The organism is Nocardia sp. NPDC051052, from assembly GCF_044456045.1.
GTDB lineage: Bacteria > Actinomycetota > Actinomycetes > Mycobacteriales > Mycobacteriaceae > Nocardia.
This window is the reverse complement of the sequence record NZ_JBITFL010000006.1, coordinates 553,899-572,892: the sequence shown is the minus strand read 5'-3', so window position 1 is coordinate 572,892 and position 18,994 is coordinate 553,899. Positions and strand designations below refer to the sequence as shown.

Sequence of the window (18,994 nt, the reverse complement as noted above, 5' to 3'; positions counted from 1 at the left end):
AGGTATGCCCGGTGCGCGAGGGCTGGTTCGGCACGCGATCAGGTGAGCGGACGGCAGTCGGCGACCAGGGCGGTGGTGTTGTCTGTTCCGCCCGCCCGCAACGCGCTGTCCACCAGGGTGTCGACAGCGGTCGCCGGCGACTGCTCGTCGGCGAGTATCGCTTTGATGGCCGCCATGTCGAGGCGCTTGTGCACGCCATCTGTGCTCAGCAGCAGCCTGCCGGTACTGGACCCGGTGGCCGCGGTGCCGATGTCGGCGGGGCGCACCGTACGGGCCGAGGTGAAGACGATGTGGTCGAGGCGCGGCGGCGGGCCGAGGCCGCGGGCTCGCCAGTACTCGGCGACGGTGTGGTCGGTGGTGATCTGGTGCAGGACGCGCCCGTTCCAGCGATAGGCGCGGCAGTCGCCGACCCAGGCGATGTCGCATGGCCCGTCGGGCTTGCCCGCGGACGGCAGCACGGCGACCACGAGGACGCTGTCCGCCTCGGCCTGCGGGAACTGGCGGAGCAGTTCCCGTTGGGCGGCAAGGATTCCCGCGTGCGCGCCGGCGCGAGCGCCGATGCGTGCGGCGACCTCCGCGGCGGTGCGCGACGCCCTGGCGGCGGCCAGGTGGTCGCCGATGCCGTCGGCGACGACGAACGCGGCGCGCCCGGTGCCCGGATCGGTAACGGCCGCTGCGGCATCGGCGTTGAGCGAGCGAGAACCACGCCTGCTCAACGACTCCCAGGTGGTGCCGGTGAGGCGCACTACTTCGGGATCGGGGCCATCGGTGACGGGTGCCGAGCACATGGCCTGACCTCCTTGTCGGGACCGTCGCGCGTGCCGATCGGCACTATTCCAGTAAACCGCCCGAAGCCGTGTCGTCGGCAACGGTTTGCCGTGCAGTTCCTGTGAAGGTCATTACGGTTTGGTCTCTTGCCGCGACGGCGACAACGGCACGGCGAGTTGGGCTTTGATCCGTTCATAGGTCGGCAGCGTCTCGTACCGATGCACGGACTTGTCCCCGACGAAGAGATCATTCGAGAGGTGCCGATAGGCGGCGAGATCTTCGGTGACCAGCACCACCACGTAATCCCACTGGCCCACAACGGAATAGCACTGCTGGACGGCGGGCTCGGCGAGCATGCGGTCGCAGAAGGCGAGATAGTGATCGGTGTCGTCCTCGGTCAGTTCGACGAGCACCACGGTGGTCAAACCCATGCCGACAGCGCGCGGGTCGATCACGGCGACCTGCGCGGTGATCACTCCGCCGGTGCGGAGCCTGGTGAGCCTGCGCTGAACGGCGCTGGGGGAGAGGCCGACTCGGTCGCCGAGTTCGTGCAGGGGTTGGGTCGCGTCGACTTGTACGAGCTCGAGTAGCCGGTGGTCGATGTCATCTAACGGTAGAACGCTCACGCAAGATTCTTGCGTGCGAGTGGGAAAACTGTCAATCGCATTCGGTGGTCTTGCTTCTAGTGTTCAGCTCATGAACGATCTGGTCGATATCGAGGTGCTGCGGCAGCGGGTTGGCATCAAGTGGGCGCGGGCCGGGGCGGACGTGCTGCCCGGCTGGATAGCGGACATGGACTTTCCGGTGCCGGACCCGGTGCGCGAGGTGTTGCGGCGGGCCGCCGACGGCGACCTCGGCTACCCGGCGTGGGACGACCGGCCCGATCGCAACCCCCTGCAGGAGGCCTTCGCGAATCGGATGCGTGACCGGTACGACTTCACGCTCGACCCGGACGACGTGTACGTCTTCACCGAGCTCATTCAGGTGCTGCAGATCGTGCTGCAACTCATGACCCGGCCGGGCGACGCGGTCGCCGTGCACACGCCCGCCTACCCGCCGTTCTTGCGGACGCTGGAGGTGATGGGACGGCGACTGGTCCCGATCCCGATGATCGCGGGGGGCGACGGTTGGCGTTTCGACGTCGACCGGATGGCCGAGGATATCGTCCGGAACGATTGTCGCGCCCTGATTCTGGTGAATCCGAACAACCCGACGGGGCACATGTTCGATCGCGACGAGCTATCGGCCATCGCGGAAATCGCCTGTCGGCATGATCTTTTCGTGATCTCCGACGAAATCCATTCCGAGCTCGCGCACGAACGGCGTCGGCACATTCCGATCGCTTCGCTCGGCCCGGAAATCGCCGGGCGCACAGTCACGCTCAACTCCGCGAGCAAGGCCTTCAATCTGGCGGGCCTGCGATGCTGCGTCGCGCACGTCGGTGACCGCAGGGTCCGTGCGGCATTGGGCGCGCAGCCACCGCTGATATATGGACAGGTCAGCGCGCTGAGTGTGCTCGCGACCTGTACCGCGTGGCAGGAAGGTGCGGCGTGGCTGGCGGAGACCAGGCGGACGCTGACCAGCAATCGCGACCTCGTCGCCAAGTCGTTGCCGCCCGACATCCGTTTCCACCGCCCCGAGGCGGGCTACCTGGCGTGGCTCGATTGCCGTGCGCTCGAGCTGGACCAGGATCCCGCGGCGTTCTTCCTGGAACACGCGAAAGTCCGGCTCCTGCCCGGCCCCGACTTCGGCCCCGGCGGTACCGGATTCACCCGCCTCAACTTCGCGACCTTCCCACCCATCCTCGACGACATGCTCGAGCGGCTGCACAACGCGGTGCGGCACCGCAACCACTAACCGGCGCAAGTCATTCGGGCATGACCACAACGTCGGTGCCGTCGAGGACGTCGAGGGGTCGTCGCCGGAGGCGCCGACGCCACTGGACGAGGGTGGTGGAAGGCGGTGCATGGCAGTTAGATTGAGCGGATGAGTGTGTGGACAGCGTTGGTGTCGTTCGCCGTTGTCGCTGGGCTGCTGACCATTGTCCCGGGGTTGGATACGGCGCTGGTGTTGCGGTCGGCGATTGTTCGTGGCACCCGCACCGCGTTCGCGACCGCGTTCGGCGTGGGCTGCGGGCTGCTGGTGTGGGGTATCGCGGCGACGGGCGGGCTGTCGGTGTTGCTGACCACCTCTCAGGCGGCGTATACGGTGCTGCGTATCGCGGGCGCGATGTATCTGGTCTGGCTCGGCGTCACCAGCTTGGTCGCGCTGTGGCGGTCGGGTCGCGCCGGGGCGAGTGACGTCGCGGACGAGGGCGTTCCGGGCGGGAGTTTGCTGCGGGCGTGGGCGCGCGGTGCGACGTCCAATCTGCTCAACCCCAAGGTCGGTGTCTTCTACATCGCGATGCTGCCGCAGTTCATCCCGCCGCAGGCCCCGCACCTGCTGATGGGGGCGGCGCTGACGCTGGTGCACTTCGTCGAGGGGGTGCTGTGGTGTACGGTCCTCATCTGCGGTGTCCGGTTTGCCAGGGCGTGGCTCGATCGCCGCTCGGTCAAACGATGGATGGAAGGCATCACGGGGTCCGTGCTGCTCGCGCTCGGGGTCAAGCTCGCTCTCGACCCGTCCTGAACCGTTACTCCGTTGGGGCCGAATAGTTTTCGATGGTGGGACGCCAGCGTCCGCGATGACGACTCGGCGTTGCGATCACCGTGATGCTGACCCCTGCGGACGCGGCGATCGGCACCGTACGCTGTGTCGTCCCGGTCGCGCTGCGCGTCGCGGCGGGAGGGAGTGGACGGCGCCGGTCGGCACAGATGGTAGGAAAGGGTACGTGTCCACAACTGTCGAAGGATCAGTCCCCAACAGCAGCTCTCGCGCCGTCGACGAGGTGGTGGACCTGGTCAGCGCGCTGATCCGGTTCGATACCTCCAACACCGGCGAGCTGGCCACCACCAAAGGGGAGCGCGAGTGCGCGGAATGGGTGGCCGAGCAACTGCACCAGGCCGGATATACGACCGAGTATGTGGAGTCGGGCGCGCCGGGGCGCGGGAATGTGTTCGCGCGGCTGAAGGGCGCCGATTCGAGCCGGGGCGCGCTGATGATGCACGGGCACCTCGATGTGGTGCCCGCCGAGGCGGCGGACTGGAGTGTGCACCCGTTCTCGGGCGCGGTGCGCGATGGTTACGTGTGGGGGCGCGGCGCCATCGACATGAAGGACATGGTCGGCATGATGCTGGCGATCGCCCGCCAGTTCAAGCGCGAGGGGACGGTGCCGCCGCGCGATATCGTGTTCGCCTTCCTGGCCGACGAGGAGAACGGCGGCAAGTGGGGCTCGCAGTGGCTGGTGGACAACCGGCCCGACCTGTTCGAGGGGATCACCGAGGCGGTCGGCGAGGTCGGCGGTTTCTCGCTGACGGTGCCCCGGCCGGACGGCACCGAGCGCAGGCTGTATCTGGTGGAGACGGCCGAGAAGGGGCTCGGCTGGATGCGGTTGCGCGCCAAGGCCCGTGCGGGTCACGGCTCGTTCCTGCACGAGGACAACGCGGTCACCATTCTGGCCGACGCGGTCGCGCGGCTCGGCAAACACACCTTCCCCGTGGTGATGTCGGATTCGGTGACCGAGTTCCTGGCCGCTGTCTCCGAGGAGACCGGGCTGGAGTTCGATCCGGCCAGCCCCGACATCGAGGGCCAACTGGCCAAGCTCGGCACCATCTCCCGCATTATCGGTGCGACACTGCGTGATACGGCGAATCCGACCATGCTGCAGGCCGGGTACAAGGCGAACGTGATTCCGCAGACCGCGGAGGCGGTGATCGACTGCCGGGTGGTGCCCGGTCGGCAGGCCGCGTTCGAGCGCGAGGTGGACGAGCTGATCGGCCCGGACGTCGAGCGCGAGTGGATCACCAAACTCGACTCGTACGAAACGACATTCGACGGTCACCTGGTCGACGCGATGAACGACGCGATCCTCGCGCACGATCCGCGGGGCCGTACCGTGCCCTACATGCTCTCCGGCGGCACCGACGCGAAGGCCTTCGCCCGCTTGGGCATTCGCTGCTTCGGCTTCGCGCCGCTGCAGCTGCCGCCGGAACTGGACTTCACCGCGCTGTTCCACGGGGTCGACGAACGAGTTCCGGTGCAAGCGCTCGAATTCGGCACCCGGGTGCTGGAACACTTCCTGCTGAACAGCTGACGAAAGGACAATCTGTGCCCGACTACTCCTTCAATCCCTACGAGGCGCTGCCGCAGCTGCCGTCGTTCACGCTGACCTCCGACGATGTCACCGACGGTCAGCCGCTCGGCAACGATCAGGTCAGCGGCGTCTTCGGCGCGGGCGGCAAGGATATCTCGCCGCAGCTGTCCTGGTCCGGATTCCCCTCGGAGACAAAGAGTTTCGCGGTAACCGTGTACGATCCGGACGCACCGACGGCGGCCGGGTTCTGGCACTGGGCGGTCGCCGACATTCCGCTGGGCGTGACCTCGCTGCCCAGCGGCGCGGGCAGCGGCGAGGAGGGCGGCGCGCTGCCGAGCGGGGCGATCTCGCTGCGCAACGACGGCGGGTTCGCCGGATTCGTCGGCGCCGGACCGCCGCCTGGACACGGGTATCACCGCTACTTCATCGTGGTGCACGCGGTGGATGTGGAGAGCCTCGGCATCGACGACACCGCGACGCCCGCCTACCTCGGCTTCAACCTGTTCTCGCACGCCATCGCGCGCGCGACCATCGTGGGCACCTACGAGCAGAAGTAGGTCCGGACAGCACGGTGGCCCTGAGCGAAATGCTCAGGGCCACCGTCGTTGTCACTTGACGCTGATGACCTTGTCGGAGGCTTCCTTCGCGTAGAGCGCCGCGATTTCGGGGGCGTACTTCGCCGCGATGGGGCGGCGCTTGAGCGACATCTTCGGCGTCAGCTCGTCGCCGCCGGGCTCCCAGGCCGCGCCGACGATGGTGAAGCGCTTGATCTGCTCCACGCGGGACAGTTTGACGTTGCCCGCCTGCACCGCGGCAAGCACCTCGTCGACGATCTCCTTGCGGGTCGCCAGCGTCGCCACGTCGGCGTCGGTGGCGTCGAATTCCTTTGCGCGCAAGGCCGCGACGTCCGGATCGAGCACGATGAGCGCGGCGATGTAGGGCTTGGCGTCGCCGAGCGCGACGACCTGGCCGACCAGCGAGGAGACGGCCTTCACCGCGTTCTCGACATTGCTCGGCGCGATGTTCTTGCCCGCCTCGCTGATGATGAGTTCCTTCTTGCGGTCGACGATGCGCAGGTAGCCGTCGGGGTCGAGGGTGCCGATGTCGCCGGTGTGCAGCCAGCCGTCGTCGTCGATCGCCTCGGCCGTCTGCTCCGGCATGTTGCGGTAGCCGCGGGTCACGATGGGCCCGCGCACCAGGACTTCACCGTCGGCGTCCAGGCGCAGTTCCATGCCGTCCACAGGGCGGCCGACCGAGCCCGGGCGCGGCTTGGTCTTCTCGGTGAAAGTGCCGACGCCGGTGGTTTCCGACATGCCCCACACCTCGCTCATCGGGAAGCCGAGGCCGAGGAAGTATTCGAGGGTTTCCGCCGGGATCGGCGCGGCACCGGACGCGGGCACGGACAACGCGTCCAAGCCCATCGCGTGCCGCAGCTTCGACAGCACCAGCGCGTCGGCCAGTTTGTGTTGCACGGCGAGGATCGGGCTGCGGCCCTTGCCCGCGAGATCGGCTCGGGCAGCGGCCATTCCGGTCTCGATGGCCCAGGAGGCGAGCGCCTTCTTCACCCCGCTCGGCTCGGCGGCGAGCTTGGCCTCGATGCCCACCTTGATCTTCTGCCACACCCGGGGCACGCCGAAGAACGTGGTCGGGCGGGCGTCGGGCAATGCGGCGGCGACCTCGCGCGGGTCCGGCACGGTGGTCACCTGGACGCCGGTGGTCAGGTTCATCGCATGGCAGGAGATGCGGTCGGCGACGTGCGCGGCGGGCAGGTAGGACACCGCCCTGTCGTCGAGGCCGACCGGCAGCGGACCGTTGACCAGCGCGATCACCTGGGCGAGCACGTTGCGGTGGGTCACCTCGACGCCCTTGGACGGGCCCGTGGTGCCCGAGGTGTAGATCAGGGTGGCCAGGTCGTCGGGCTGGACCGCGCGCCAGGTCGCCTCGAAATCGAAGTCGGCGGCCGGGTTCGCCTCGACCTGGTCGAGGGTGATGGTGCCGGCGGCCGGACCGTCGACCAGGACGATGTGCGCGAGATCGATACCGGCGCGGGTGACCTTGTCCAGGAAAACCTGTTCTGTCACAACGACTTTGTTCGCCGCGTTGCTGAACAGGTGGGCGATCTGCTCGGACGAGCTGGTGTTGTAGATCGAGAACGGGGTGGCGCCCAGGTGTAGCGCGGCGGTGTCGACCAGGTTGAACTCGGGCCGGTTGGTGAGCATGATGCCGACGGTGTCGCCGCGCCCGACGCCGAGTTCGGCCAGGCCCGCCGCGATCGCGCGCACCCGCTCGCCGTACTGCCGCCAGGTGATCTGCAGCGTCGCGCCGACCGTCCGCAACGCCACCTGCTCGGGCCGGACTGTCAAGGTTTCCTGGAACGCCTCCGGCACCGTGTAGACCGTTTTGCCCGATTTATGCGAATAGCCGATATCTGTCGTCGTCATATCCCTGTTCCTGATATCCATGCAATGAACCGCGCCTGACGGCGGCCGCACGCGGGCGGTTCGAGACCCGAAGGGTCAAGCGCGCCAGGAGTGGCGCGGCTCACTAATGGTAGCCAGACGCCCGGGCCGGCGACCGGCGTTAGCCGCAACTCATCGGCCGTGCCACCACCACCGCATGGCGAACCATCCGCTGCGCAGCGACAGCCGAATCGCGGCCAGATCAGCCAGGTGGCCATCGTTTCTGGGCAACGTATGCCCGACGAGTCGCTTGGCCTCGAGGTAAGCGCCCGCCCGCGTGCTGCGTGGCCGGGTATGCAGCGAGCGCACGGTTACCTTGATACCGGCCGCCTGCACGGCCTGCACTTTGTCGGGGTTGTTCGTCATGAGCCGGATCGACGTCAGTCGGAGCCGCTGGAGAGCCGCGACCGCCTGCTCATAGCGTCGCGCGTCCTTGGGCAGGCCGAGCTTGGCATAGCTGCGGAACGTGTCCATCTGATCTTCCTGGCTTGTTCGCAGGCCGCGCGCCTTGTTGACGAGTCCGGCGCCGCGGCCCTCCTGCTCCAGGTAGATCAGAATCCCGCTGCCCGCCGCCTGAATGAAGTCCATGGCTTTCTCGAGCGCGGGGCCGCAATCGCAGTCGTCGGTCTGTAGCGCGTCGCCGTACAGGCAGCGGGAATGGATTCGGACGAGGCAGCCGTCGGTCGGCTCGCCGAAGATCAGCACATGCCCGCCGTCGTGCTCGGCGGGCAACTCGATGACCCGGACTCGGAGATCGTGGCCCTTGCGAAGCAAGCGGTGCCCGGTTTCGGCGAGATCCCATTCAGCAGTGGTCAAGTGCTTCCTCCGGGGCCTGGATTTTTTGGTCATTTCGGGGCTGCGGCGGCGGTAACGGGAAAAGCGTTGCGGGGAATGCCGTTACGGTTCGCGTGACGTGCGGGCGTTTTCGCAACGCCCAACCGCTCGCCACAGCGACCGCGACAATCGCGCCCACTGCCGCGATCCCGGTTTGGCCGACCACGGCGAGCAGGACGAGGAGCATAGCGATCGTGGACACGGCGACGAATTCGCGGCTCGGCAGCGGCCGCACGGAACGCGATATCGGCAGGGCAGGTGTTTCCGGCAGCGCGAGCCAGGGCAGTTCGGTACTCGGGATGGTGTGTCCGCGGTGCACGCGTTTGGCTTCCAAATAGGCGCGGGCCCGTTCGCTGCGGACCGGCGTGATCAGCGGCGCGACAACGACTGTGAGGTTGGCGGCTTCGAGCGCTTCGACCTTGGCTGGGTTGTTGGTGAGCAGGGTGACCGAACGCAATCCGAGACCGAGCAGCCCGCGCGCCGCCACCGTATAGGTTCTGGCGTCGATGGGATATCCCAATTCCCGGTAGCTGGTGAAGCTGTCGGTGCGGCAGAGTTCGCTGTGCCGATAGCCGCGTGCCTTCGCGATGAGCCCCGCGCCGCGGCCCTCCTGCTCGAGATAGACCAGGATGCCGGAGCGCGCTGCCTGGATGCGATCGAGCGCGACATCGAGCTCAGGTCCGCAATCACAATCTTCGGAGCCGAGCACCTCGCCATAGAGACACCGCGAATGGATCCGGACCAGGCAGCCGTCGGCGATGTCACCGAAGACCAACAGGTGGCCTCGTTCGCCGGCGTCGTCGAGCTCGAGCACCCTGACCCGCAGATCGTTCGCCTTACGCGTGAACCGGTGATCGGTGTCGGCAAGGTGGGCCAGGGATATGGTCAATGCTCCTCCGAAGTAAGTCTGACGATGCGGTCGATCTCACTGACCGGTGGCATGGCTCCGGGCACATCCCCGAACGATTGCGTAGCCACCATCGCCGCGGTCGCCCAGATGTAATCGTCTTCGTCGGCCGGTCGGCGGGTCGAGACGAGACGGTATACCAGGGCGGCCGCGAAGGCAGCTTGCGCACCGGGGGAGTCTTCCATCGCGGCGGGAAAGGCCGGGATCTGACTGTTGACTCGATCCGACCAGACCGTGCACCGGAAGTCCTCGGTCGCGCAGATCGACCGCACCCCGAGCGCGCGCAACCGTTGCGCGGTGTCGCCGGTGGACGCGGCGGCGACCTCGGGCACCATGGCGGCGAGATCCTTGCTGGTGCCCGCGAGGTAGTCGACGACGCCGAGGTACTGGTACAGGTATTGCGGCAGATCGATCGGGGGTGACGGATGGACCATGAGCAGTGGCCGCGAATCGAGCCGCCGGACCAGTGCCATGACCTGCTCGATGACGGTGATCGGCTGCTCGAAGGTCAGCAGCACGGCATCCGAGGCGGCGATGGCCGCGCGGATCCGGGCGCTACGTAAGTCCTGCGCGCTCAATCGGATTCGGTCGTCGCGGCAGCCGATCAGGCCCGCCGCGCCCGTGCTGGTGATCATCACGGCGGTCACCGGGGTCGGCGCGTCGGGAACGACCTTGACCAGATCGGTGTCGACGTTTTCCGAGCGCAGGTAGTCGAGGACATGTCTGCCCTCGTCGTCGTCACCCACCGCCGAGATCAGCCGGACCTGCAGCCCGAGTCTGGCGGCGGCGACCGCGCGGTTGAGGCCCTTGCCGCCCGGGTGCTTCTCGAAGCTGTTTCCCGGGGTGGAGGTGCCCGCCTCGGGAATGTGATCGACGAAGTAGAGGTGGTCGATCACGGCGTCACCGAAAACCGTCACCACACCTGGAGCTGTTGCTACGGCACGAGATTCGGTCGAGGGCTGCGACTGGATCGAGGCCGCGGGGTGCACCGACCCCGCGTCGTAGACCGACTCGTTCACCAGCAGCCCGGCCAGCGCGGTGAACGCGCGCCGCTCGGGCGTGGCTCGCAACGACCGGACCGATGGTGGGAGCGGAATCCGTTCGGCGCGTAGCGTTTCGTGCAGCAACCGCCAGTGCTCGGTGAGGTATTCCCGGCGCTCGCCGAGGTCGGCGGCGTAGAGGCGATCGAGATCCACAGCGGCGGTTGCGCTCTCGCGGAGCAGGCCCAGTGACAGTTCGGCGTCGGCGATCAATCGGTTGGTCGGCTCCAGCTGTGCCGCGAGATCCTTGACCACCGGCAGCACGGCCTCCTCCGGCGCGATGCCGTGGCGCCGCGCATGCTGGCGCACCGCAAGCAGATCGAGTAGCGGAGCGACGTCGATCTCGGTGGTACGCAGGCGATCCGAGCTGAGGCCGGAGCGCTTGCACAGCCGCGTGAGGATATTGCGCACGGCAACAACACCCGAGTCCTGCGGGACCATGACCGGTGTCAACCTCTCTGGTCGTCGTTATCTAGGGCCGCGCTGACGATAGCCGAAAAACGGCGTTTAGCCAGCCGACGAAATGTCAATTACCAAACTACAACGGCAATTGACGGTCAGATATGGCAAATGCCACACTGGGTTTGGCGGATACCCGCTTCCCAGCCACCTCGGAGGGGACTCGGAGATGAAAGTTGTTCTCCTGATCAGGCAGGGCCGGCGGCGAAGGCCGCACCGGCACACCGGATCCGACGCCGACCTCGAGCCGAACCTGGTCGCGGCCTAGGCGAGCCACGTGCGTTCGCCGGCCATCGCGCCCCAAGCCAGCCTCAGCCGTCGCTCGCACCGCTTCATCGAGGAAGCGCCGCATCGGTCCGACCGCGCTTCACCGGTCGACCGAGCTCAGCACACCCGAATGCGGGTCGGCGACGACTCCTCCCCGGTGGAGACAGCCGTGACGATCTACGAGAACAGCCGGTCGATGACGAGTAGCAGCACCCCGGAATGGGCATGGCGGGTGGCGGGTCGCGCGGAACCGGCATGGCGCCTGAGCTGGTTACCGCACCGGCTCAGTCACGAACAGGCCAGGGCGGGAATGGAATTGGACGAGCTGCTGGGCCGCCAAGGCCTCGCCGCGGACCCATCGACGCAGGAACAGGCCGACGCGCTGGCCGACATCCTGGGAACCACGGTGCAGCAGGCCAACCTATTGCTGCACCAGCGAATGCACGACAGGAGGCATTCGTGATCAAGCTCCATCTGTTACACCGGAGGCAGCTATGACTGTGCACACCACCGCATGGACGATGACCAGCGATATCACCCCGGAGTCGGCGTACCGCGAAGCCGGAAACTCGAATGCGTGGCGGTTGAGCTGGCTGCCTGATCGCTCGCTGAGCCAGGCGCAGGCCCGGCTGGGGATGGAACTCGATGAGTTGCTGAGCAACCCGCACGCGGTGTACGACCAGCGGGCACAGGCCCGTGCCGATACCTGCGCCGAGCTGTTGGGCGTGTCCTGGACGGAGGCACTGGTGCTGCTGGCCAATCGGATGGCGCAACGGCTGCAGCACGGTCAGCGCGCCGAGGGGGAGGCCGCGCCGCCGGGGCGGACGCCCCGCTCGCAGTCGATGCGCATGCGCGTCATCGAACCGCCGTACGCGCATAGCTGACGATCAGGCAGCCGTCGGTCATTCCTGGTTGTCGGATCTTGCTGGGAGCCGGGCGATCCGATCGATCTCGCTGACGGGTGGCATGGCACCGGACACGTCGCCGAAGGACTGGGTTGCCGCCATCGCGGCGGTAGCCCATTCGAAGTCCGCGCGATCGGCTGGGCGCCCCGCGGTCACCAGCCGGTAGGCGAAGGCGGCGCTGAACGCCGCATATGACCCCGGCGAGTCCGCCAGTACAGCCGCAAAGGAGCGTGGCACGTCGAGATTCAGCGCCGCCGATCGGACGCTGCATTCGAATCGTTCGACGGCGCAGACACTTCCGACGCCCTGCGCGAGCAGCTGCGGCGCGACGTCGACATCGAAGTCGGCGACCGACGGGTGCGGTGTGCGGGCCGGTTCGGCCACCAATTCGGCCAGCTCCCTGCGGGTTCCGATCAGATAGTCGATTCGGCCGAAGTACTTGGAGATATATTGCGGTGAGTTCGTCGACGGCGTCGCCTGCACCAGTAGACGCGGACGCGTACGTCCTCTGCGGATCACGCCCAATGCCTGGTCGATGACGGCGATCGGTGGCTCGAAGGTGAGCAGCACCGCGTCGGCCGAGGTCAGCGCCGATCGGGCGGCGGCGGTGCGTAGGTCGTCACGGCTCAATCGCACGGCATCATCAGCGACAGCGATGATGCCGGTGGCGCCGCTGCTGGCGATGATGACGGCCACCACCGGGGTGGATTCGCCATCCACCGTCTTGACCAGATCGGTGTCGATGCCTTGGCGGTTCAAGTATCGGATGATGCGCCGACCCGCGACGTCACCGCCGACCGCACTGATCAGCCGCACCCGCAAACCCAGACGAGCGGCGGCGACGGCACGATTGAGGCCTTTGCCACCGAAGTGTTCCTCGAAACGCCCGTGCGCCGTGCTGCCTTCGGCGGGCAGCCGGTTGGTGCGGTAGATGTGATCGATGACGGCGTCGCCCACGATGGTGAGCACGCCTTGATCCCGCGAGACCATGCGCCGCCCCCTCGCGTGGGTTGTGTGGTTGTGCCCCAATCAGAATAAGCCGCGGTACGCGAGTTCGGCCGCGTTCCCGCACCATTGGCGGGTGGGGTAGAACGCGCTCAGGCGTTGGCGGTGTGCTCGGCGCCGATGGCGTCGGCGATGTTCTGATACCCGTTGGCGCGCAAGCGTTGTGCGAGGCCGCGGTGGATCTTGCGGGTCCAGAAGGGGCCGCCGTAGATGAAGCCGGTGTAGCCCTGCAGCAGGGTGGCGCCCGCGCACACGCGTTCCCAGGCCTGGTCGGCGGTTTCGATGCCGCCGACGGAGATGAGCACGAGGCGGTCGCCGACGCGGCGGTAGAGGCGGCGCAGCACGTCGAGGGAGCGGTCGGCGACGGGGGCGCCGGACAGGCCGCCCGCGCCCATGGCGGTGACCTCGTCGGCGGGCGTGCGCAGGCCGTCGCGGCGAATAGTGGTGTTGGTGGCGACGATTCCGGCCAGGCCGAGTTCGACGGCGAGGTCGGCGACGGCGTCGATATCGTCGTCGGACAGGTCGGGGGCGATCTTCACCAGGACCGGCACCTGGACGCTGTCGAGCACGGCCTGCAGCAGCGGGCGTAGCGATTCCACGGCCTGCAGGTCGCGCAGGCCGGGGGTGTTGGGGGAGCTCACGTTGACGACGACGAAGTCGGCGAGCGGGCCGAGCAGGGCCGCGCTGGTCGCGTAATCGCCTGCGGCATCGGCGGGTTCGACGATTTTGGTCTTGCCGATATTGGCGCCGATCGGCACGTCACCGCGGCGGCCGCGCAGGTACTCGGCGGCGGCCGCGGCACCGAAGTTGTTGAAGCCCATGCGGTTGATCAGGGCGTGGTCGGCGGGCAGCCGGAAAAGTCGCGGCGCGGGATTGCCGGGCTGAGCCTGAGCCGTGACGGTGCCGATCTCGGCGAAACCGAAACCTAGTGGCGCCCAGGTGTCGACGCCGTCGGCGTTCTTGTCGAAGCCGGCGGCCAGGCCGACCGGCGCCGGGAAGTCGATACCGAACGCGGTGTTGCGCAGGACGGGATCGTCGGTGGCCAGGATTCTGGTCATGGCCCAGCGGCTGGGCGCGAAGCGAGCGGCCAAGCGCATGGTGGCGAAGGCCAGATGGTGGATGCGTTCCGGCGGAACCAGAAACATCAGGCGTAATAACAGGGCGTACATCAGCTCACATTCCCGGTTCGGGCTGGGGTAGTGCGGTTTTTCGGCGGCGCAGCAGCACCCGGCGGCTACCGTCGGTATAGGCCCGCACGCGGGACAGTTCCCAGCCGCCGAACTCGGCCTGGATGGCCAGCCGCATGGACGCGGTCACCCTGGTCACCTCGGGTGGCAGCCGCAGCGGCACGTATTCGTAATCGTCACTGGTGGTTTCCCAGCCCGCGGGCAGCGCGTTGCGCCGCGCTCGCTGCTCGCGTGGTGATGCGGGTTCGTCGTCTGCGCGCGTTGCCGGAGTCATCAGTGGCCTCTCTTCCGATCGTCCGCGTGGATCCGCTGCAGACCGCCGTCGGCCGCGGATCCCACGAACATGTCACCGGTGCGCTGATCGATGGTTACCGAGTTCGGTTGCCGCACCGTCGGGTAGCGGCCCACTTCCGTCGGTATACCTGTCGACAGATCGAATCCGACGACTTCGTTGCTCTGCGTGCACGTCACCCACACGGTGTCGGACCGCTGATCGTAGGCAAGCGCGTAAGGCGAAGAGTTTACCGGGAATCGCTGACGCAGGACGAGAGGTCCGGCGCTGAAGACCAAGAGTTCGTCGCCCGTGCTGTCGGTGACGATGATCCTGCCGAAGTGGTCGGCGATCATGTTCGTGGCGCCGTCGCCCGCGCGCAAGGCCAGGCCGAGGTCGTTTTTGCCGAGCTCGATCTCGGTGACGGAGGTCTGCCTGCGGTCCAGGACGGACACGTGATCGGGGGTGAGGGCGAGCGCGTCGGCGGAGGCGAGGCCGGTGACGGTGCGGGTGATCTTGCCCTCGGCGGAGAGGGTGCGGACCTTGCCGTCGGCGGTGCCGACGAGCAGCGTGTCGTCGTCGCGGCGCTGGACGGATCTGGCGTCGCCGTCGAACGGGACTTCGCTGAGGGTGGCGGCGGCCACGTCGACGCGGAGGATGCGGTCGGGCGCGGGGATCAGGAGTTCACCGGGCTTGCCCTGCGCGAGGCCTGCGCCGTGCGCGGGCAGGGGCAGGGTGCGCACGCCGGAGTTCGGTACATCGGTGCGCGTGGCCGGGTCGATGAGGTAAAGGGTGTTCGTCTCGCTGGCATCGAGCGCGGCGATCTGTCCGGTGCTTTGCTCGGCGAGCATCGCGCGGACGGGGGCGAGCCCGGTGACGGTGCCCGCGGGCGGCGCGGTGTCGGTGGGTGAGATCGCGGCGGTCGCCGGATCTCTGGTGGGCAGGTTGTCACTGTCGGGGCTGTTGCCGCAGCCGGCCAGCAGTGCCAGCGCCGCCACCGCGATGGGTACTCGACGAAGGGGGCTGCGCTGGGTAACCACGGAAGGACCCGCGAATGCCGCCAATCGAACCCAGCCGCGAGGGCGCATCCACCGAACTCCTTCTACCGACCGCTACCGACGATTCACCACAACTCCATCATCTGACCATGATGGCGCAACATCACGGCGTACCGGGGTGGCGGCGGGGGGAGAATGTCGGTGATGCGCGTTACGGTTGACCCTAAACAGTGTCCAAATCAGGGAGATCCGGTTGAAAGCCGACCATTCGTCGGGATTTGCCATCGATGACATAACCGTTGGTCCGTTCGCTCACGGGTTCGGCAGCACCGGCGACGGCCGGCCGTTCGCGTTTCGCACGGTCCGGGCCAGCCTGACGCTGGAGATCTACCGGGCCGATCTGGCCAGTGACGTGCCCGGTCCGGAGGACGTCGTCGCGGTCGCCGAGGTCAGGGTCACCGACATCGACCTCGATGACGAACGCAGTGTGGTCGCCTTGGTGCGCGACATGATCCCCGACGCGGTGCCCGTCGACGCGGCGCCGGATCGCGAAGTAACCACCGTGCGGGCACTGCTGGGACGCATCAGTTCCGTAATTGATGGTATGTAGATGGTGATGCCATACACATTTCTCGCCCGCACCGTGCTGACCGCGTCCGGCCTCCTCCTGGTGGCCGCGACCGCGGCGTGCAGCACCGGATCGGACGAGGCGGCCGTCGACGCCGCTCGTTCGTCGGCCAACGCGTCGCTGTCCGCCTCGATCACCACCTCCTCCATCGCCGCGCATCCGCCGCTGCCGACGGCCACCCAGCTGGACTCGCAAATCAAACGGGCGCTGGACCCGGGCCTGCCGGACAGCGAACGCACCGACCTCATCGAGGACGGTGCCGCGTTCCGAACCGCGATCCCCGATATGTACAAGGCGCTGCAGGACAATCCGCGCGCCGTCTACGGGGTCACCGATCCGGTGTTCGACAACCACGACGGCACGCTCACCGCGACGATGCGGCTGGACAAGGACGGTAGCGGGACCGCGGTGCGCACGACCGTCGTGCATTTCGTGCTGCTCGACGGCAAATGGAAGATCTCGCGCACCGACCTGTGCGGGATCCTGCGTTCCGCCGATTACCGCACGCCGGCCTGCGGCTGACCGTGACGGGTGTGCGGAGTTCGCGCGTAGGCGGCTCGCGGGCACCGCAGGACGCTTCGATGGTGCATTCGAGGTTGTTGCGGTGGGGTCGGTTCGTGTACCGGCATCGGTTTCTGGTGCTCGGAGTGTTCGCGTTGGTGGTGCTCGCGTCCGGTTGGTACGGGCGCGATCTGGCGGGGCGGCTGACGCAGGAGGGCTGGTTCGACGAGTCCAGCGAGTCGGTGGCGGCGTCCAAAATCGCCGACGCCACCTTCGGGCGGGATACCGACAGTGATCTGATCCTGCTGTACACCGCGCCTTCGGGGACGACCGTCGACGACCCTGCGGTTCGGTCCGCGGTGACGGGCGCGTTGAACGGGCTGCTCACGCGTTATCCGGACAACATTCTGAAGATCGACAGCTACTGGGACAGCCCGTTCGCGGCGAACGCCACCGATGCCTCGCGTACGCACGCGTTCGCCAGCGTCGGTCTGCGGGGCGAGGGCACCGCGACGGTCGAGAACTACTCCGCGATCAAGGATCATCTCGGCGCCGGGAGTGCTGGCGGTGGGCCCGGCGGGACCACTGTGCAACTGGCCGGACTGCAGCCGGTGCTGGCCGGGCTCAATACCGGGATGCAGAACGACATCCACCGTGCGGAGATCATCGCGATGCCGTTGGTGGCGATCCTGCTGTACTTCGTGTTCGGCGGGGTGGTCGGCGCGTTGCTTCCGGTGTTGATCGGCGGCATGACGATCCTGGGGACCGCGGGCATCATGCGAGTGCTCACCGGGTTCATCGATGTGAACGTATTCGCCAGTACCGTCATGACTTTGGTGAGTCTCGGGTTGGCCATCGACTACGGGTTGTTCACCGTCACGCGGTTTCGGGAAGAGCTTGCCGCGGGGCGCAGCGTGGAGGAGGCGACCGCGCGCACGGTGGCCACCGCGGGGCGCACCGTGTTGTTCTCGGCGGCGATCATCGCGGTCAGTCTCGGTGCGCTGTTCATCTTTCCCAACGGGGTGCTGCGGTCGGTGCCGTACGGCGGCATCAGTTCGGTGCTGCTTGCCGCGTTGCTGTCGGTGACCGCGCTGCCCGCGGCGCTGAGTATCGCGGGTCGGCGGATCGATCTGCTGGGGTGGAAACGGTTCTCGCGCAGCAAGACCGAGGCACAGATCGATGCCGGGTTCTTCTCGCGGCTCGCACAGTGGTCGATGCGGCGGCCGTGGGCGGTGGCGGTGCCGATCGTGCTCGCTTTGCTCGCGTTGAGTATTCCGTTCCGGCACATCGAGTTCGGTGGGATCAGTGAGAAGTATCTCGGTGCGGAGAACCCGGCCAGGGTGGCGCAGGAGCGATTCGATGAGCTGTTCCCGAGTTTCCGTACCGAGCCGCTGAAACTTGTTGTGCGCGGAGCGGATCCGCAACAGCTCAGCGATATTCGGTATGAGGCGAGCCGAATTCCCGGGCTCACCGGACGATTCGAGCCATCCGTGCCGACCAAGGACGGCATCAATGTGCTGCAGGCAGGCCTGACGGACAAGCAGGATTCCGATCGGGTGATCTCGGCGTTGCGGGCGATTCCGGAACCGCCCGGGGTGGACGTCATGGTGGCCGGGGTGCCCGCGCTGGAACGCGACAGCATCAACGGGTTGCTGCACGGGCTGCCGATACTGGTGGCGATTCTCGCGGCGGCGGCGTTGACGTTGATGTATGCGGCATTCCGGTCGATTGTGCTGGCGGTCAAGGCGGTTGCGATGAGCGCGTTGAGCTTGGTGTCGACGTTGGGGGTGCTCACGTGGGTCTTCGTCGAAGGGCACGGTGCGGGGTTCTTCCACTTCACGCCCGGACCGTTGATGTTCGCGGTCCTCGCGCTGATCGTGACCGTGGTGTTCGGCCTGTCCACCGACTATGAGGTTTTCCTGCTGTCCCGGGTGGCCGAGGCGCGCGCGGGCGGCGCCGAACCACGCGAGGCGATCCGTTATGGCATCGCCCACACCGGCGGCGTAATCACCTCCGCCGCAGCCATTCTGATCGTTGTCACCGGCGCATTCGGGTTCTCCGACCTGGTGCTGATGAAATACATCGCCTACGGCATGATCGCCGCGCTGATCCTCGACGCCACCGTCATCCGGATGCTGCTGACCCCGGCGGTTTTGAAGCTGATCTGGCGCTGAGGGAGTTTCACCATGCAGGTACTCAAAGGCGCAAACCTGTTCGGCACATTCCTGCTCGAGCTGGGAGTGCTTGCGGGAGCGGGGGTATGGGGCTGCACGCTGCCCGCGGGTATCGTCGTGCGCGTACTCGCAGGAGTAGGGGCACCCGTTTTGTTCATCCTCATGTGGGCAATGTTCGGGGCAGGATCGACCCCTCGCTTTCCCCTCCGCGGCGCCTGGCGTGTTGCCCTGGAACTCATCTGGTTCGGTGGCGGCGCCCTAGCCTGGGCCACCGCGACAACACCCGTAGTCGGCCTGATCTTCTTCGCCACCTGGGCAATCAACGCCCTCTTACGATTCCGTCTCCAAGGCGGCCTGGTGCTGGACAACGATCCGACGGACGCGACGCAACCCCGGTGA

20 protein-coding genes are annotated in these 18,994 nt (G+C 67.2%); 10 read left to right on the top strand and 10 right to left on the bottom strand.

All coding sequences use genetic code 11. The annotated features are described in order from the left end of the window. Window positions 1–38: 38 nt before the first annotated feature. Entirely contained in the window at window positions 39–788 is a 750-nt protein-coding gene (locus tag ACIBCN_RS23890) for a PP2C family protein-serine/threonine phosphatase (protein WP_396993826.1), read from the bottom strand. A gap of 111 nt (window positions 789–899) precedes the next feature. Then, window positions 900–1,394 (bottom strand): Lrp/AsnC family transcriptional regulator, encoded by a 495-nt coding sequence (locus ACIBCN_RS23885; RefSeq protein ID WP_396993825.1) that lies wholly within the window; start codon window positions 1,392–1,394, stop codon window positions 900–902. Window positions 1,395–1,464: 70 nt separating this feature from the next. Here ACIBCN_RS23885 and ACIBCN_RS23880 point away from each other — a divergent pair, with 70 nt between their 5' ends. From ACIBCN_RS23880 to ACIBCN_RS23865, 4 genes are all read left to right on the top strand, one after another. Beyond that, window positions 1,465–2,625, top strand: a complete 1,161-nt coding sequence (locus ACIBCN_RS23880; RefSeq protein WP_396993824.1) for a MalY/PatB family protein — start codon at window positions 1,465–1,467, stop codon at window positions 2,623–2,625. Between the two features lie 129 nt (window positions 2,626–2,754). Continuing rightward, complete coding sequence (locus ACIBCN_RS23875; RefSeq protein ID WP_396993823.1) at window positions 2,755–3,396, top strand: LysE family translocator; 642 nt, start codon at window positions 2,755–2,757, stop codon at window positions 3,394–3,396. 202 nt (window positions 3,397–3,598) lie between these two features. Continuing rightward, the gene (locus ACIBCN_RS23870; protein ID WP_396993822.1) at window positions 3,599–4,960 is read left to right on the top strand and encodes a M20/M25/M40 family metallo-hydrolase; all 1,362 of its coding nucleotides are present in this window, start codon (window positions 3,599–3,601) and stop codon (window positions 4,958–4,960) included. A gap of 14 nt (window positions 4,961–4,974) precedes the next feature. After that, window positions 4,975–5,517, top strand: coding sequence for a YbhB/YbcL family Raf kinase inhibitor-like protein (locus ACIBCN_RS23865; RefSeq protein WP_396993821.1), 543 nt, complete (start codon window positions 4,975–4,977; stop codon window positions 5,515–5,517). A gap of 51 nt (window positions 5,518–5,568) precedes the next feature. On the opposite strand, the gene ACIBCN_RS23860 is transcribed toward ACIBCN_RS23865, so the two are convergent. The 4 genes from ACIBCN_RS23860 to ACIBCN_RS23845 form a co-directional block, all read right to left on the bottom strand. Beyond that, window positions 5,569–7,401, bottom strand: coding sequence for an AMP-dependent synthetase/ligase (locus tag ACIBCN_RS23860; RefSeq protein WP_396993820.1), 1,833 nt, complete (start codon window positions 7,399–7,401; stop codon window positions 5,569–5,571). Window positions 7,402–7,551: 150 nt separating this feature from the next. Then, complete coding sequence (gene ribA, locus ACIBCN_RS23855) at window positions 7,552–8,235, bottom strand: GTP cyclohydrolase II RibA (RefSeq protein ID WP_396993819.1); 684 nt, start codon at window positions 8,233–8,235, stop codon at window positions 7,552–7,554. After that, a complete protein-coding gene (locus tag ACIBCN_RS23850) occupies window positions 8,222–9,142 on the bottom strand; it encodes a hypothetical protein (protein ID WP_396993818.1) in 921 nt (306 codons plus the stop codon). The genes ribA and ACIBCN_RS23850 overlap by 14 nt, the downstream gene beginning before the upstream one ends. Then, entirely contained in the window at window positions 9,139–10,641 is a 1,503-nt protein-coding gene (locus tag ACIBCN_RS23845) for a PfkB family carbohydrate kinase (RefSeq protein WP_396993817.1), read from the bottom strand. The genes ACIBCN_RS23850 and ACIBCN_RS23845 overlap by 4 nt, the downstream gene beginning before the upstream one ends. A gap of 295 nt (window positions 10,642–10,936) precedes the next feature. On the opposite strand from ACIBCN_RS23845, the gene ACIBCN_RS23840 reads away from it, so the two are divergent. Together ACIBCN_RS23840 and ACIBCN_RS23835 are read left to right on the top strand one after the other, a co-directional pair. Next, window positions 10,937–11,389 carry a hypothetical protein gene (locus ACIBCN_RS23840; protein ID WP_396993816.1) on the top strand — a complete coding sequence of 151 codons (453 nt, stop codon included), beginning with the start codon at window positions 10,937–10,939 and terminating at the stop codon, window positions 11,387–11,389. 31 nt (window positions 11,390–11,420) lie between these two features. Then, window positions 11,421–11,810, top strand: a complete 390-nt coding sequence (locus ACIBCN_RS23835; RefSeq protein WP_396993815.1) for a hypothetical protein — start codon at window positions 11,421–11,423, stop codon at window positions 11,808–11,810. A gap of 18 nt (window positions 11,811–11,828) precedes the next feature. On the opposite strand, the gene ACIBCN_RS23830 is transcribed toward ACIBCN_RS23835, so the two are convergent. From ACIBCN_RS23830 to ACIBCN_RS23815, 4 genes are all read right to left on the bottom strand, one after another. Continuing rightward, a complete protein-coding gene (locus tag ACIBCN_RS23830) occupies window positions 11,829–12,821 on the bottom strand; it encodes a PfkB family carbohydrate kinase (RefSeq protein WP_396993814.1) in 993 nt (330 codons plus the stop codon). Between the two features lie 107 nt (window positions 12,822–12,928). Next, window positions 12,929–14,005 (bottom strand): quinone-dependent dihydroorotate dehydrogenase, encoded by a 1,077-nt coding sequence (locus tag ACIBCN_RS23825; RefSeq protein WP_396993813.1) that lies wholly within the window; start codon window positions 14,003–14,005, stop codon window positions 12,929–12,931. A gap of 4 nt (window positions 14,006–14,009) precedes the next feature. After that, window positions 14,010–14,297 (bottom strand): DUF5703 family protein, encoded by a 288-nt coding sequence (locus tag ACIBCN_RS23820; RefSeq protein ID WP_379281793.1) that lies wholly within the window; start codon window positions 14,295–14,297, stop codon window positions 14,010–14,012. Further along, window positions 14,297–15,382 (bottom strand): YncE family protein, encoded by a 1,086-nt coding sequence (locus tag ACIBCN_RS23815; protein ID WP_396993812.1) that lies wholly within the window; start codon window positions 15,380–15,382, stop codon window positions 14,297–14,299. Before ACIBCN_RS23815 ends, ACIBCN_RS23820 begins: the two co-directional genes overlap by 1 nt. A gap of 163 nt (window positions 15,383–15,545) precedes the next feature. Here ACIBCN_RS23815 and ACIBCN_RS23810 point away from each other — a divergent pair, with 163 nt between their 5' ends. From ACIBCN_RS23810 to ACIBCN_RS23795, 4 genes are read left to right on the top strand one after another with little or no spacing between them, the layout of a single operon-like run. After that, a complete protein-coding gene (locus tag ACIBCN_RS23810; protein ID WP_396993811.1) occupies window positions 15,546–15,902 on the top strand; it encodes a hypothetical protein in 357 nt (118 codons plus the stop codon). Further along, window positions 15,903–16,442 carry a hypothetical protein gene (locus ACIBCN_RS23805; protein WP_396993810.1) on the top strand — a complete coding sequence of 180 codons (540 nt, stop codon included), beginning with the start codon at window positions 15,903–15,905 and terminating at the stop codon, window positions 16,440–16,442. A 59-nt stretch (window positions 16,443–16,501) separates the two neighbouring features. Then, window positions 16,502–18,595, top strand: coding sequence for an MMPL family transporter (locus ACIBCN_RS23800; RefSeq protein ID WP_396993809.1), 2,094 nt, complete (start codon window positions 16,502–16,504; stop codon window positions 18,593–18,595). Window positions 18,596–18,607: 12 nt separating this feature from the next. Further along, window positions 18,608–18,994: a YrdB family protein gene (locus ACIBCN_RS23795; protein WP_396993808.1), complete on the top strand. Its 387-nt coding sequence runs from the start codon at window positions 18,608–18,610 to the stop codon at window positions 18,992–18,994.